General features: G+C 43.3%; 12 protein-coding genes. 3 read left to right on the forward strand and 9 right to left on the reverse strand.

Annotated features, from left to right (window positions below; genetic code table 11):
* The first annotated feature begins 15 nt into the window (after positions 1–15).
* Entirely contained in the window at positions 16–387 is a 372-nt protein-coding gene (locus Q0V21_RS31560) for an ArsR/SmtB family transcription factor (protein ID WP_024632971.1), read from the forward strand.
* A 142-nt stretch (positions 388–529) separates the two neighbouring features.
* Here Q0V21_RS31560 and Q0V21_RS31565 read toward each other — a convergent pair whose 3' ends face one another.
* A complete protein-coding gene (locus Q0V21_RS31565) occupies positions 530–1,690 on the reverse strand; it encodes an AI-2E family transporter (RefSeq protein WP_301882412.1) in 1,161 nt (386 codons plus the stop codon).
* 1,559 nt (positions 1,691–3,249) lie between these two features.
* The gene (locus Q0V21_RS31570) at positions 3,250–4,107 is read right to left on the reverse strand and encodes a hypothetical protein (protein ID WP_301882414.1); all 858 of its coding nucleotides are present in this window, start codon (positions 4,105–4,107) and stop codon (positions 3,250–3,252) included.
* A 1,147-nt stretch (positions 4,108–5,254) separates the two neighbouring features.
* On the opposite strand from Q0V21_RS31570, the gene Q0V21_RS31575 reads away from it, so the two are divergent.
* Positions 5,255–5,824 carry a hypothetical protein gene (locus Q0V21_RS31575; RefSeq protein ID WP_301882416.1) on the forward strand — a complete coding sequence of 190 codons (570 nt, stop codon included), beginning with the start codon at positions 5,255–5,257 and terminating at the stop codon, positions 5,822–5,824.
* A gap of 1,097 nt (positions 5,825–6,921) precedes the next feature.
* Here Q0V21_RS31575 and Q0V21_RS31580 read toward each other — a convergent pair.
* The 7 genes from Q0V21_RS31580 to Q0V21_RS31610 all read right to left on the reverse strand — a co-directional run bounded on the left by Q0V21_RS31580 (position 6,922) and on the right by Q0V21_RS31610 (position 12,857).
* Positions 6,922–7,956, reverse strand: coding sequence for an LLM class flavin-dependent oxidoreductase (locus Q0V21_RS31580; RefSeq protein WP_301882417.1), 1,035 nt, complete (start codon positions 7,954–7,956; stop codon positions 6,922–6,924).
* A 161-nt stretch (positions 7,957–8,117) separates the two neighbouring features.
* Positions 8,118–8,429, reverse strand: a complete 312-nt coding sequence (locus tag Q0V21_RS31585; protein ID WP_024632968.1) for an ArsR/SmtB family transcription factor — start codon at positions 8,427–8,429, stop codon at positions 8,118–8,120.
* 239 nt (positions 8,430–8,668) lie between these two features.
* Positions 8,669–9,346: an NAD(P)H-dependent oxidoreductase gene (locus Q0V21_RS31590; RefSeq protein WP_301882420.1), complete on the reverse strand. Its 678-nt coding sequence runs from the start codon at positions 9,344–9,346 to the stop codon at positions 8,669–8,671.
* Between the two features lie 251 nt (positions 9,347–9,597).
* Complete coding sequence (locus tag Q0V21_RS31595; RefSeq protein ID WP_024632966.1) at positions 9,598–10,056, reverse strand: 2-thiouracil desulfurase family protein; 459 nt, start codon at positions 10,054–10,056, stop codon at positions 9,598–9,600.
* Between the two features lie 58 nt (positions 10,057–10,114).
* Positions 10,115–11,374, reverse strand: coding sequence for a hypothetical protein (locus Q0V21_RS31600; RefSeq protein WP_301882422.1), 1,260 nt, complete (start codon positions 11,372–11,374; stop codon positions 10,115–10,117).
* A complete protein-coding gene (locus tag Q0V21_RS31605) occupies positions 11,371–11,949 on the reverse strand; it encodes an RNA polymerase sigma factor (protein WP_079348848.1) in 579 nt (192 codons plus the stop codon). Before Q0V21_RS31605 ends, Q0V21_RS31600 begins: the two co-directional genes overlap by 4 nt.
* Before the next feature lie 173 nt (positions 11,950–12,122).
* Entirely contained in the window at positions 12,123–12,857 is a 735-nt protein-coding gene (locus Q0V21_RS31610) for a class I SAM-dependent methyltransferase (RefSeq protein WP_301882423.1), read from the reverse strand.
* Between the two features lie 166 nt (positions 12,858–13,023).
* Here Q0V21_RS31610 and Q0V21_RS31615 point away from each other — a divergent pair, with 166 nt between their 5' ends.
* On the forward strand, positions 13,024–14,379 hold the full coding sequence (locus tag Q0V21_RS31615) for an MATE family efflux transporter (protein ID WP_079348846.1): 1,356 nt from the start codon (positions 13,024–13,026) through the stop codon (positions 14,377–14,379).
* The last annotated feature ends 102 nt before the right edge of the window (positions 14,380–14,481 follow it).

Raw genomic sequence — 14,481 nt, forward strand, 5'->3', positions numbered from 1 at the left:
AGGTGGTGATAGGAAATGGAACAACCGGTTAAAGCTCCTGCCGAATGCGACGCGGCCTGCTCTGGAACAGAGGCTGACGTGCAGACCCTTCGTGCTTCTCTCATGGATCGCGAGACCTCTTCCGAGATGGCCGATTGGTTCAAGGCTTTCAGCGACCCGACACGACTTCGTATTATTGATGCGCTGTTGCAGAAAGAATTATGTGTGCACGATCTGACGGTGCTGCTCGATATGGGACAGTCGGCCATTTCGCACCAGCTGCGGTCGCTCCGCAACATGCGGATCGTCAAGCGGCGCAAAGAGGGCAAGACCGTGTATTATTCTTTGGATGATGCACACATTGAGCAGATCTTCCTGCAAACGCTCCAGCATATTAAACATGGCTAGGCATTAGCTAAACCTGTTCAACCAACAGAACCCCCGCCTGTCGGCTATTAGCCGATGGACGGGGGTTCTGTTGTATAAGGGCACCGTTTTGGCAGAAAAAGAAGTGTATTATGGGGGTTCAGCTTAGGCTTGCCCACTCCGGTTACAATAGATTGTTATTTTTCGGATCATACAGGCCGGATCGTTCCTTGAACCAGTTGAAGATATGTGACACACATACTTTCAGCACCGCGTATCCCGGAACAGCCAGCAGAATGCCCACCACACCGAACAGATTGCCTGAAGTCAGAATGACAAAGATAATCGTGATCGGGTGAATCTTGAGCGTTTTGCCCATAATCTGAGGTGAGATGAATTTACCCTCAATTAATTGCACAATGGTCCACACGGCTACCATCTTCAGCAGCATGACCGGGGAAGTGACCAGAGCTACGATCAACGCAGGCGTAATCGCGATTGCAGGTCCCAGGTACGGAACGACACTTGTGAACGATGCGATAATCGCAAGAATCAGCGCATAGTCCAGACCAATAATCATATAACCGATGTAGAGCAAAATACCGATGCAGAAGCTGACGATAATCTGTCCGCGAATGAACGAACTAATCTGGTGATTGATATCTTCCAGCACATGCATTGCACCCGTACGGCTCTTGATTGGCAGGAATGACAGAATTTTCGCTGGAAGCTTCTTGCCGTCTTTCAGCAGATAGAACAGGATAAACGGAACCGTTACTATGGACAGCACCGTCTCGGTGAACGCTCCAAGGAATCCGCCCAATCGGGTCCAGGTCGAGTTCAGAATCTCAGTAGCTTTCTGGGAGATCGTGCCCCACCAGTCCTGAGAATTCAGATTCACTGTCTCCTGAAACTGACCGAACAGCTTGCTGCCCGTAAGTTCCTCAAACTGATGCTTTACCGTCTCACTGTACGTTGGGAAATTTTCGATCAGCCCCGTAATTTGGTTACGCACGACCGGAATGACTGCCAGTACGACGACTGTCAGGATACCTCCGATGGCGAGATACAAGATTAGAATGGACCATCCTCGCTTGATCTTCCACTTTTCCATGACATCCACAATCGGATTCAGCAGGTAATAGAGAATACCCGACAGAATAATCGGCAGCACAATCGTCTTGATCAGCACCGCAAGCGGGTGCAAAACAAAGGATACCTTGGTCAGAACCATCACGTTCAGTCCTACCAGCAGCAGAATTAACAGAAAAAGGACAAACTTGTTATTCAGAAAAAATCGCTTAAACCGATCCGGCCAAATGCGGGGTTGCTCAGGTTGCTCCATAGGCGTGTCTTCCTCTCTTATGTATCCTTTATCAAAGCATAAGCTGTAAACCAGCATGTTTCTTCACTGCACATAAAGTAGCTTGTACAAGCCAACATATGTATAACACATGGAGTTTATACGTACGGCTCTGTTTAACCGTTTCAAATTAGAGCGGTAAGATCATTTTACCCTAAAAAGATCCTTATGCCCCATAGGTCAAGTTGGGTTATCCTGTATATCTTTATAGACTCTCTTCTATTTTTCAAGTAACTTCTATTCTGCAAGGGCGATCGAGATAATTGATAGTATACTTGAATCATAATATCTCCACTCTCTATATGAGTTGATATGAATTACTTGAAGGCCTTCCAGTAACCGAGGTTCTTCTTTATGGTTCTGCTAGATGGAAATCTCGTATCGTTTCTTGCCTTCAGCCTACCTTCCCGATAAATATCATACTGAATCACTGTAAAATCCGAACCGAAGTGGCTTGCAGCTTCCCTTAATGCATCAACACAATTTTTAGGTGAATATAATCGGTTATTCATCTTATTGATTTCATGTACTAGCGTTCTTTGCTCCTTCCTTTCTATTAATTGTTCTCTCGGCTCGTTCGTTACACTCTTTGGGGTTTTTGCTAATATGCGTAAAACAGATGTATTTAGACTTGCCTTACCTTTCAAGAAATCCATAACATGAACATTGGTTTGTGATTTACCACTTTATCTAAGCCGATGATTAAGCTATATATTAGCTCATTGCTTGTGCCTACTAACTGAGTGAGATGATCTGATAATTCTATTGAGTTGTCGTGAAGTAATTTTGCAGTTGATAGATGATCTATTATTACATCAACAGTATTCATAATTCCCATCCTTCGCATTGATCTTGATCTTTACAAAAAAAAAGCACCTCGCACAGACAGAAAAAAATTCTGAATGTACGAGGTGCTTCCTCGCTTAATTTTGTATGTAATTTTGTACTATCATTGTATGAAAATCACGGGCAAGTGTAAAATCGTCAACTCTTGTTTGTACGACCTGTTATCCCCATGAAAAAATCCCCTCCAGCAGACAACATGTAAGTCCATCTTAATAGATGTCTCTTTTTCGTTGTATACCATAAGGGGTGTTACCATAACTCAAGCTCTTTTTGATTGATTCGTAAAAACAAAGGCGATTTTTTAGAAGGACTAGCAATGTTAAGCAGAAGAGTAATGTACTTTTTATTCAAGATTAATGTCATTATTTTGACTGCGGCATTCCGAAATTGGCTAAACTCTAATGTTTTTAAGTGTTTTCAACAAATCTCTACAATTTAAATAATAGTAATAAACAAACTATCCAAATATTCAAGGTGAAACCAAGGCTTATTATAACTCGATGCGATGTTTTAGTTTTTGTTTTTCGATTTTCATCTGTTAATAATTTTAATAACAAGTAGATACTAATGAATGATAATACTGGAACAACTGTAAAAATAAAATAAGCCATAATATCAATCATTTATCACAACTCACTCTCTAGTGAAATCAGGTATAGTCATGATTATATCATACCTATACCTGATATTTAAGATTACATATCTTTGTGATACCAGTTTAGTGTTCGAGCGTCTGCATTGGATTCAGATACTCCAGCTGTTGTACTAAAAGTAACTGCTGGCGTTTTGGCAACATTCACTTCTCCAGTCAAATTCCACTCTTTATGAAAATACTTAGCTTCAAATGCAGTTACTTCTAATCTTCCTGATTTATCATGCTCTCTATACAGTTGGAAACCCGACCAACCCTTATGGCGATTGACTATATATCTGGCTCCATTTTGTGAGAATTCACTGATTAGGTTTACCTCATAACCTATACCAGCTCCTGGTGGGGCTTTTAATTGGCCGCTTTGTTGAGTGCCGGCAGTTTCAGCGTAAAGGGTGGAGCCACTAGCACTGTGATAATACCCAAATGCTTTATAATTATACTTTGAAGAACCAGATACTAGGTTCCAGTCATCAGTCCATGCAATACCATATTGATCTGAAGAAGTGAAAATAGGGTCGTAATTCCAATCCCAGTTATAATTTACCGCTATTTTGGCAGTTCCAGGAGTAGTTGATGGTATACGACTAAAAGATGTTATGTGAGTAAAATTAGAGAGACTCATAGGTGTTATTGAATCTTCATTAGATGGAGAATTGTCCGTTAAAGTGTCATAAGTAACCTTATGCGAAATATATGTCGCTTGTGCAGCATAAAGTTCCATTTTTTGCTCTTCTTCATAAGCATCGATAAGTTCTTGAGGATAACCGGCATTTATTAGATACTGATCCAATTCCGATGTGGATACTGCAGAATCTGCACTTGCTGCACTTGCTACACTAGAAAATAAAGAAATTATTAATGTAATGGCAAGAATAAATTTAATTGGCTTACTTCTTTTCATAGACTTCCATCCTCTCGAAATTGTTAGAACACTAAAAGTAAACTTTTATTCCTCCTTCCTATATTTTTATTATATTTTACATTTCATATAATACAGTGTGTTTAATGTCAAAGTAAGGGGAATTTTGTAAGTTCTTATTTTTTTTGAAAAATAATAAACTGATAATCTCCATATCGGGATCGTGCAGTTATTCTAATTGTCTCGAAAAGCATGCTTATTGGAATATACGAAAAACACTAATTTGGATACCCGTTCCTCTTCCGGACTATTCCCCAAAATCCCCATTTATACAAGAACTGCAAATGAAATAATCTTTAAAGTAGACAAGGCCCTCCGTAGAGGAACAAAACATACACTCAGATGTTCTATTTTTCCTTAAAATCAGGCGTGAATCATCAGCAAAATATTCAAGCGGATCGACAAGCTAGTTTTTTTTCCTAAGTACCCAATCCTCTAGTTGAAGGAAGCCTCATCCATATTATCTTTGAAGCAACTTTTTGGAATCCAAATCGATTCCTCTGTAGTAATGTGCTTTTCAAAGACCATATTTCTGTTTAGGAAGTTGCTGCAGCTGGATGATAATTGTAGCAAGACTGCATTATCAGTCTCCTTCTTGATGGATATGCTTGTTTCATACTTTGTTATAAATAGGAGTTTTTTAGAAAAAAGCTTCCAATGTATTTAGTACGACGACCAACATAAAACGGACCTCTTCTATCTCAGGAAGAGGTCTGCGTTTATTGATTACTTTTATCTAATTATTGTTGTTTTCTACATAAAAGGTACCCTATTAAATAGGAAAGAGCAAAGCCACATAAGCTTATAAACATATAATCAAGCCAAGTTTGGTTTTGAGTAAATATGTATTGTAGTAGGCCCAGAGGAGTAGCGGCCACAGCGTTCACATTTCACATATAACAATATGTAACTTTCCCGGTGATCTGCAGCCCCTCCATCCGAGCACAGGTCTCATGCTGTCATTCAGTATCTTTTTGCTGGGGAACTGGCCTATGATGGTTTTGCTACTCGATGTCTGAGAGCTATGTTAATCTGACAATTAATAACTTAAATCCAACCTTTTGCGTGAAATCCAGTGATAGATCTTTAGACGGCATTCAATTTGATAATATCGGGGTGAGGAAAAGACGTGTCAGAAAATATAGAAAAAATAATTATGGGTGACAGTAAGGAAAAAAAGAGAACAGCAAACAGCTCTTTCAATCGTGTAAAACGTGGCAAAGGCGGCATGGTCACTGCTTTTAACTTGATGAGCAGATCAGAGCAGAAGGAATACGCGAAAACAAACGATGGCCCAAATTATAATGTTTATGGGGAGGTTGTTCCAGTAGCTTATCTTTCGCAATTACCTCAAGAAATACGCCTGAAAAGCTGGGCTAAGTGGAATGAACTATTCTTTTTGGAAGACATCATGAAAGTATGGTCCGTTCAGACTTCGGATGAACTTAATGATATCTTAAAACAACTTGAAATACCCGAAAAAGAACTGCTTGAAGATGAGAATAAGGTAAATCAGACACCGGACTTCCAGATCAGGGAATCTTCTTTAGTGTTGTCCTTAAATGATCTCATAGCAGATGATAGTAACTCAGCTTTTATCTATGATTTCTCAGGGGTATATGAAGCAGCGCAAGTAATTTCTCAATTAGAGTCCATAACGAAAGAACTTAAGAAACACCAGAATAAATTATATATCTGAACCACATCTTCGAAATCGTTCTGAGTTACTTCGTTAAGGTAACACCTCAAAGTTTCTATTGTTCTTACCTCCTATTTTAATCACTAGTTTTACTACCTTGTTTTTTTATTGAGTTTGATGAGTTAACGTGTTTTTGTATTCTATGTATCTAATATTATTGTATTCTATAATAAACATTGAGCTAACCTGCCCGTTAGTTGAATGAAATAACGGACAAAATAACGGATTAGATACACACCTAATCGGCAATAGGAACAAGTTCTTGTCCCTTAACTAACATTTCCCACCACTCATTCATTATTTTTGTATAACTCAAAAACAACAAATTAACGATAACAAAGCATCACAAAGTACGATCTTGGCATATGTTTTCATCCTCCAAAAGAAGATTCATCATTTTCCCCCTTTCTTTGCTAAAGTGCTTATTGGCTAGCTTGTTTTATTCATTTCGAGTGTTGAAGCTTATTTGCTCAAAACAGACTCACAAATCATACCTAGATATTTATCTAATAGGAAATGGGAACAAGTTCTTGTCCAATACGGCAATCGGTACAAGTTCTTGTCCTCAGCAGCTAGTTTCAGTCCGATATTTCGCTTTTTTAATACCTAGACACCGGTGTAGATATATGCCTATTCGGCAATAGGAACATAATACGGTAATGGGTTCAAGTTCTTGTCTCTAAGAATGACAAATCAGCATAAAGTACGATGTCTGTATATGTTCCCCTCCCTTTGATCTAAAAACCACTGTCAGTTGTTCCATAACAATGTAAACATTTTCATGAATTATGGTACTTAATGAGGTTTTAAGTGCATGTACCTAATGTTTAGATGCACATCTAATCGGAAATCGGACTATGTTCTTGTCCTTGGCTCGGGACACGAACTTGTACCGATAACATAAAAAAGCCGCTAAATTAGCGACTTCAATGGGACTATGTCCTTGTCCTCCGACAATAGGTCTCCTTTGAAAAATATCCCTACCAAAAAACGGCTCGTCTCCAAAAAGAGACAAACCGTTCATATGTCAGCTGCATCCGCATCTATGATTACGTTGGATGTTGCGCTTTAGCTTTTACTTATACTTTTACTTACGTTTATGCTTTTCCCGCCAGTTGAGCGATCAGCTCATACGAATGCAGGCGTGCCTGATGATCATAGATCATCGACGTAATAATCAGCTCATCCGCTTGGGTCTGAGCGATAAATGATTCCAGTTGACCCCGCACGGTTTCCGGAGAACCGTTCACAGCTGCTTTCAGCGTCTGCTCTACACCGGTTTTCTCACGATCTGTCCATTTGCCTTCCATATCGGCTGGTGGCTGCACCAATCCTGTTGTGCCGCGAATAATGTTCAGGAACTGCTGCTGCATCGTTGTACCGAGCCATGCTGCTTCTTCGTCGGTATCCGCAACGACAGCATTTACACCCACAATAACATGGGGTTCCTTCAAGTGATCGGATGGCTGGAAACTGCTCCGATACGTTTCAAGTGCAATCCGGGTGTAATCCGGTGAGAAGTGGCTGGCAAAAGCAAACGGCAATCCCAGCTGTCCGGCCAGACGAGCACTGAAATCACTGGAGCCGAGCAGGTAAATTGGGATATTCAATCCTTCACCGGGAACAGCACGAACGGGCGCATGATACGATGTAGCAGAAGCATCGAAGAAGGCTCTAAGCTCAGCCAGCAATTCAGGGAAATCTTCACCACTGTTGAGGTCTTTACGCAGGGCTAATGATGTGCGACGGTCACTTCCCGGTGCACGGCCCAGTCCAAGATCAATACGGCCTGGATACAGGGACTCCAGTGTACCAAATTGCTCGGCAATCACAAGCGGCGCATGGTTAGGCAGCATGATTCCACCTGAACCGAGACGAATGGTTTTCGTTCCTCCCGCGAGGTAACCAATCACAACCGAAGTGGCTGAAGAAGCGATGCCTGGCATGTTGTGATGCTCCGCTACCCAGTAACGGTGATATCCCCAACGCTCCGCGTGCTGAGCGAGATCCAGACTGTTGCGAAGCGCATCCGCAGGTGTGGCCCCTACAACGACAGGTGCCAGATCCAGAATGGACAATTTAACGTCGTTAATATGTTTTTTATGGGATGCAGCTGTGTTTTCGGTAGACATGATATATAGTTCTCCTCTGTAGTTATATTTATTTTTGTATATCCAGATATATAGATGTAAAAGCGTAAAAAAATGATGTGCAGAGCTACTCCTCAAGCCGTTTACATCCGGACGGAATACCCGCTTGCACCTGCATTCTTGCTTCCGTCTCGGCGTCCGGCTTATAGCTCGTGCTGTACGTACTCGGCAAATTGACGAATAGTTTCTTCGTTGCGGCGATAATACGTCCACTGTCCCCTGCGCTCGGAGATCAGTAACCCGGCTTTGAGCATGGTCAGCAGATAGCTGGATATGACGGATTGAGCCAGTCCGGCCTTCACCTGAATCGTACCAACACATATGCCGCTCTTTCCTGCATCCGGATGCTGGGATAGCTCCAGCGGTGGAAAGTGCTGCTCTGGGTTCTTGAGCCACAACAGAATCTGTCGACGTGTCTCGTTGGATAATGCTTTGAATATGAGTATAGTTTCCATGGGTACGATTATACCGCCTTTCTTTCATTTTGCAAACTAGACAGACCGATTCGACGAACGAACCGGCCTGCCAATAAATTCATGGGTATGCGTTTAGACTAGATTGGTAAGCCGCTGCCTCCAAATAACGGATACCGCTGAAGAACAAGTGATCTACCGCTCCAATGCCTACAAAATCAAAGATACCCACACTCGGAAGTCATTTTTATGCTGGTAGTCATGCCGATTTGTTCGTAAATTCAATCAATCCACTGAGTGATTTTTTCCAAAGGCTGACGGGATTTCTCGCGTGGCGGATCTTCCGCACGATAACCAAAGGCTGCCATAACGGAAACATCCCATAGTCCATCCTCCAGCAGACCTTCTTCTTCCAGAATCGAATGTACGCCCTCATAGTTAAACCCTTCAATTGGGCAAGAATCGATACCAATCAGCGCTGCCGCAGTCATCATATTGCCGAGAGCAATGTAAGTCTGTTTGGACGCCCAGTCCAATAAAGTACGGGGATTCTCCAGCATTCGTTGGTTCTTTTGAAATTTGCCATAAGCTTCACGGGTCAACTCGAATACGTCATTCGGCATGCCCTTAATTTCCTTCAGCATATATTCCGCGTAAGGTGAGTCATAACTTGCATCGGATCGCGCCAAAATAACAATAAAATGGCTGGCCGCTGCCAATTGTTTCTGAGCCCCGGAAGAAACTTCGGACAGACGCTTGCGCAAGTCCGGGTTTTGCACAATCAGAAATTTCCATGGCTCCAATCCGATCGAGCTTGGCGACAATCGTCCCGTTTCCAGAATATACTCAAAATCTTCAGCCGAAATGAGACGTGAAGCATCAAACTGTTTGGTTGCATGCCGAAAATGGTAAGCGTTCAAGACGTTTTCTTTTGTAATGGCGTTTGCCGAAGATTCCATATGATCTGCACATCCTTTTCTTGTTTATGTTCATGGTTTAAAACTGAATGCCTGAGTGTTATTTTAGATTCTATACTCATAAAATAAAAGTACGCACAATGTTGTTTCTTAGTTCATAAAAGTAACTATTGTTATCTAACAAGGTTTTTCTATGGTTAAGTGCATGCCCTGTTGTAACCAAAAACAAGTCGCCATGGATCTCCTGCTCCCCAAGGCGACTTATCTGTGATTCATGTCAGCGATGATGATGATTACAGCTGCTGCATAAACTCATTTTCCGAGATGACCGTAAACCCCTCTTGCCGCAGCAAAGCAGAAGTAACCCCTTCGCCCACAACCTTGTGGTTGGCAAAGTTGCCATCGTAGATCATCTGTGTACCGCAGGAAGGACTGAATTCTTTGAGCACCACACAGGTGACATCCAGTTTCTGCGCCCATTCAAGTGTCTGATAGGCTCCTTTAATGTATAGATCTGTTACGTCGTTGCCACTCTTCTCAATGACCTTGGCTGTACCTGCCAGCACATCCTTGCCCGTACCGCCGATAATTTCAGCTGGCTCCCGCGGGGTGGAAAATCCTCCAAGCAGCTCCGGGCAGACCATCTTCGCCTGTTCCTGCTCCACAAGCTCCTGAATCTTTGCATCCAGACTCGCTGTTCCGTTGTAACGGCAGGCTACGCCAGCAAGACATGAACTCACCAAATATTTCATCGTTATGCTCCTTATGATCCAATCATCTATTAAATTGATTGTACCATATGGGTCAGGCCTAGAGGTCAATTCTTGTAATCATTGTAATCCGTGCATCGTCTTCATATCGAACCTGAAAAGTATTGTAGATCTTTGTCTCTGCTGAACGAAATGTGACCATTCCAGGCGTGTTTGGATCTCTTTCAAGTTTATATTTATCAAGATCGATATTGAACATTTGTTTGATTACTGGTGCTGCGTTCTGCCTGATTACACTTTCCTTCATGTTACGTAACTTCTCAAAGTAAAGCTTATACTCTTCCCCAGTTTCAAGGTCTGGAATACCCCACTGGAAATCCATTACAGTATAGCCGTTGCTAAATCTCCCACCAATTCTACTTACTAAATACCGATCTCCAAAATACAGGTCCGTTGTATCTTCAAGCTTCTTGCCATTTTGTTTAAAAATTATATCTTTCAAATCCGGTGCGGGCTCACCAGACAAGGCTTCAATCGACATTCTGGCTTCTGTTATTAAATCTTGTGATACAGTATCTGAACTCACACTACCAGAAACGGATACTGCTTCATCCCTCGTCCATTCGATACTGCCCCTGCCCCTACTATTCTCCAAAAACACTGTTGTGAACCATACCGGTTTTTCCTGACCCTGCTTCATTTTTACATAACGTCTGGCTGAGATCGGTTTTAGCGTAGGGTCACTTTTTATTCCTTCAAGCAGTGACGGAATTTGACGCAAATAACGGTGCTCCAGCTCATTAGCCGACATCTCCCGTCTCATCTGTACCTCACGTAGATTGCCTGTTGCCGCATCAAGCCAGATCAACGCATATTCTGCATCGCCCTCTTTTCCAGCCTCGACAGACACTCTTCCAGAGACAGGCAGGTCCTTCACTTTGGTTATAAGTAATTGTTTGCCAAGATAGTCTCGCATCGTGACGGCTACATTTTTTTTCATCTTGTCTGTGAGCAGGCTCATGCCGGCGTCATCCGTAAATTGCAGCGCTGCTGTGGGATATACCGTTTCAATCACAGGGTCCACAATCTGTCCGTTCCAGAGAATGACAACCGCTGCCACGGCTGCTATCGTCGTGTACGCCATAACGGCTCTTCGGGAGCGAAAACGACGTCTGTGTTGATTGGGCAGTTTTTTTTGCTCGTTAGACTTATCCCCAGCATCACTCATTTTCTGTGCAGATCCCGATTTGAGCCAGGCTACCTGACGAAGTACGTTCTGCTTATGCTCTTCGGTAAAAGGAGACGCCGCAAACGGCTCCTGCCGAACTACTTTTTCCCATTCATCATCGATATGTTTCATTCGCTTCGCTCCTCCCACTGTTTCCGTACTTTGGCCTTCGCCCTCGATAGTCGCGATTTGACCGTTCCCGCGCTGATGCCCAGCATTTCCGCAATTTCCCCCGTCGTAAGCTCATACTTCAGATGCAGCAAAAGCAATTCCCGGAATTTGTCCGGCAGAGCCATGACGATGTCCCAGATTTCATGAACGTGCTCCCTGCTGATCGCCTCGGCTTCGGCAGAAGGGTGAACAAATTTTTCGGGCTTCATCTCGCCTTGGCTCGCATTAACCTGTTCCGTGTGGATTGGCAGGGTTTCTCCCCATAAACTGCTGCGAAAAAATCTGGATTTCCGGTATGTAAATGTCGTGTTCCTAGTAATGGTCAGCAGCCATGTCTTCAATGAGCATTCTCCTCGAAAATGGGCGATCCCGGAATATGCCCGGATAAACACTTCCTGTGACAATTCATCCGCCTGCTCGGTACTTTTGGTCAGAAAGTACGCGTAATTCCATACGTCGTTCCCGTAGTCATCCATCATGCTGCTAAGTGTGTAATTGTCGATGGTCTGAGCATGTGCCAGATATTGATAGTCCAACTGATGTTCACCTCACTTAATAAGACTGCGTCCAATCCGGTTTGGTTCCCCAACGCCTTATTTCTTTCCCCCTCTCCTGCAAAATAAAATAAACCAGCAAGGTCCACATGTGCTGAACGCGCTGGTCTATCTATGAGAAAGCCAAATAAAATTCAATCTGATGCGCAAGCTGCTCACACCTTAACCGCAGCAATCATGAGAAACATCGGTCGACGACTCTCGTCTCGCATACCGGGAACCTGCTCCATCATCTCCGGGGATGGCTTGGACTCGGCTACCTGTTGAATGACAAACCCCGCCTGAATCAATTCATTCAGATGCGTCGCCAGCGTCCGGTGGTATTTCACCACGTCCTGATTCAGAAAGTTCGCTACCCGCTGCCCTTCCTCATGATAATGATCCACAGGCCAGTACAGTATCTCACCCTCAGGTCCATAATGCCAATCCTGCTCCGCCCGCGCAGTGAAGATGGGATGTTCCGCAGACAAGACAAACGTGCCTCCGTGAACGAGACATGCATTAATTTTGGCATAGACCTGATCCAGACGCTCGATATAATGCAAAGCCAGTGAACTGATCACCACATCAAATTGTCCGGGTGCAAAATCAATATCCTCAATCGCCATGCGTTGGTACTCGATATGAGGGTCATCCGTCATCTCCCGTGCACGCTGCAACATATTTTCAGACAAATCCACGCCAACCACCGAACGTGCCTGCTGCTCACGTGCATATCGACAGTGCCAGCCAAAGCCGCATCCCAGATCCAATATGTTCTTGCCCTTTAATTCAGGCAGCATCGTTTGCAGCTCATGCCACTCACCAGCTGCCTCCAGTCCTTGGGTGGATCTAGCCATCTGACTATAATTGCCGAAAAATTCGGCTTCATCATATTTGTTTTGCTTCATAAAGTGATCCCTCCCGTGTCATAAAAGATGCCCCATTAACTCTACCATATAAACGATAATCTTTTGGAAAAGTTGCCAACCAAAATCATGGCATGTTATTATACAGAACGAACGTTCAGTATAATATAATACAGAATGAACATTCAGTATATTAACGGAGGTCACCATGAACACAAATTGGACGCATCCATTAGAAAGGCAATCTGTAGGTAAGGCATTTGTAAGCTACCTCGTGCCTTCCATATTAGGGATGCTGGTTATCGCTTTCAACTTTATTATCGACGGCATTATGGTTGGACACAAACTTGGATCTACAGCGCTGGCCGGAATCGGGATTGCTTCTCCTGTCTATACGCTTTTTGTAGCTATGTCGCTATGGATTGGAATGGGCGGAGCTACCTTGTATTCAACTTACATGGGGAAGAAAGACCCTGCGACAGCGAAGCAAATCTTCACCAAATCCATAACGATCATTTTGCTGATTACGATGGTCATCGGATATACGGCCTATACATTCAAAGATAAGCTGGTCTTCGCCCTCGGTGCCAATACCGAAACATTCCCGTTTGCTGCGGACTATATGAATATCATTTTGTTGTTCGGTTTCGTTTTCACCATTGAGAATGCACTCACTATTTTTGTTCGGAACGACGGAAATCCCAATACATCCATGTATGCTCAGATTACGTTTGCGGTAGCCAATATTGTACTCAATTATGTAACGTTATACGTACTGGAATGGGGTGTCCGTGGCGTGGCGATTGGCACAATCGTATCGGCATCTCTGGCGCTTCTCGTCCTGCTGACTCATTTTTTCAAAAAAACAAATAATCTTAAATTGACCCGCTTCAGATGGAATACCAAACTGCTGGGTTCCATTGTGCTCATTGGTTTCCCCAGCTTCCTGGCTGAACTGGGCATGTCCGTCTTCTCCATCGCTCACAACATTTCACTGGATCGGATTGCGGGCACGGATGGCGTGGCATCCTTTACAGTCCTGAACTATATTCATGGCGTTGTACTACTGGCATTTCTCGGCCTGGCGTCCGCTGCCCAACCTTTGGTCAGTTATTATCATGGAGCCAAACAGATGGATCGGGAAAAACAGACCATTCGCTTAGCCTCCAGAACGGCTCTGGCATGTGGGGTTCTGCTGTTGCTTGTTGTACAACTGGGCGCACCTTATTTTGTGCAAATCTTCGGGAACTTCAGTGACAGCGTGACGGATAACGCCGTGTACGGTTTGCGCATATTTACTTTTGCATACTTGTTTATGGGTATTAACTTTGTCATGAGCACGTACTTCCAATCTGTCGGGAATGCCAAAATGGCTATCTGGATTACGGCTGCACGCGAGATGATTATTATGGTTGCCTTGATTGTTATCCTCCCTTCATTCTTGGGTGTCACTGGTGTATGGCTTGCCGTTCCGCTATCTGAAATGATGGTTCTGGTGACTATTGGGATGTACTATAAAAAACGATCCATCTCTGAACGGATAAACAGTTTAACGATTGAATAAAGCATGTACATGTGAACAACCAAAAGACCTGCTTGATCTACAGAGATCAGGCAGGTCTTTTGGTTAAGGCAATCAACTCTATTTTTATCGATTGGCTCGTTT

The organism is Paenibacillus sp. 11B (genome assembly GCF_030487755.1).
GTDB lineage: Bacteria > Bacillota > Bacilli > Paenibacillales > Paenibacillaceae > Paenibacillus > Paenibacillus vandeheii.

Bases quoted from the DNA above. Each gene is read 5' to 3' on its own strand.
- Q0V21_RS31565 (WP_301882412.1), bottom strand. From the start codon at position 1,690: ATGGAGCAACCTGAGCAACCCCGCATTTGGCCGGATCGGTTTAAGCGA.
- Q0V21_RS31590 (WP_301882420.1), bottom strand. From the start codon at position 9,346: ATGGAATCTTCGGCAAACGCCATTACAAAAGAAAACGTCTTGAACGCT.
- Q0V21_RS31600 (WP_301882422.1), bottom strand. From the start codon at position 11,374: ATGAAACATATCGATGATGAATGGGAAAAAGTAGTTCGGCAGGAGCCG.
- Q0V21_RS31580 (WP_301882417.1), bottom strand. From the start codon at position 7,956: ATGTCTACCGAAAACACAGCTGCATCCCATAAAAAACATATTAACGAC.
- Q0V21_RS31595 (WP_024632966.1), bottom strand. From the start codon at position 10,056: ATGAAATATTTGGTGAGTTCATGTCTTGCTGGCGTAGCCTGCCGTTAC.
- Q0V21_RS31560 (WP_024632971.1), top strand. From the start codon at position 16: ATGGAACAACCGGTTAAAGCTCCTGCCGAATGCGACGCGGCCTGCTCT.
- Q0V21_RS31615 (WP_079348846.1), top strand. From the start codon at position 13,024: ATGAACACAAATTGGACGCATCCATTAGAAAGGCAATCTGTAGGTAAG.
- Q0V21_RS31585 (WP_024632968.1), bottom strand. From the start codon at position 8,429: ATGGAAACTATACTCATATTCAAAGCATTATCCAACGAGACACGTCGA.
- Q0V21_RS31610 (WP_301882423.1), bottom strand. From the start codon at position 12,857: ATGAAGCAAAACAAATATGATGAAGCCGAATTTTTCGGCAATTATAGT.
- Q0V21_RS31570 (WP_301882414.1), bottom strand. From the start codon at position 4,107: ATGAAAAGAAGTAAGCCAATTAAATTTATTCTTGCCATTACATTAATA.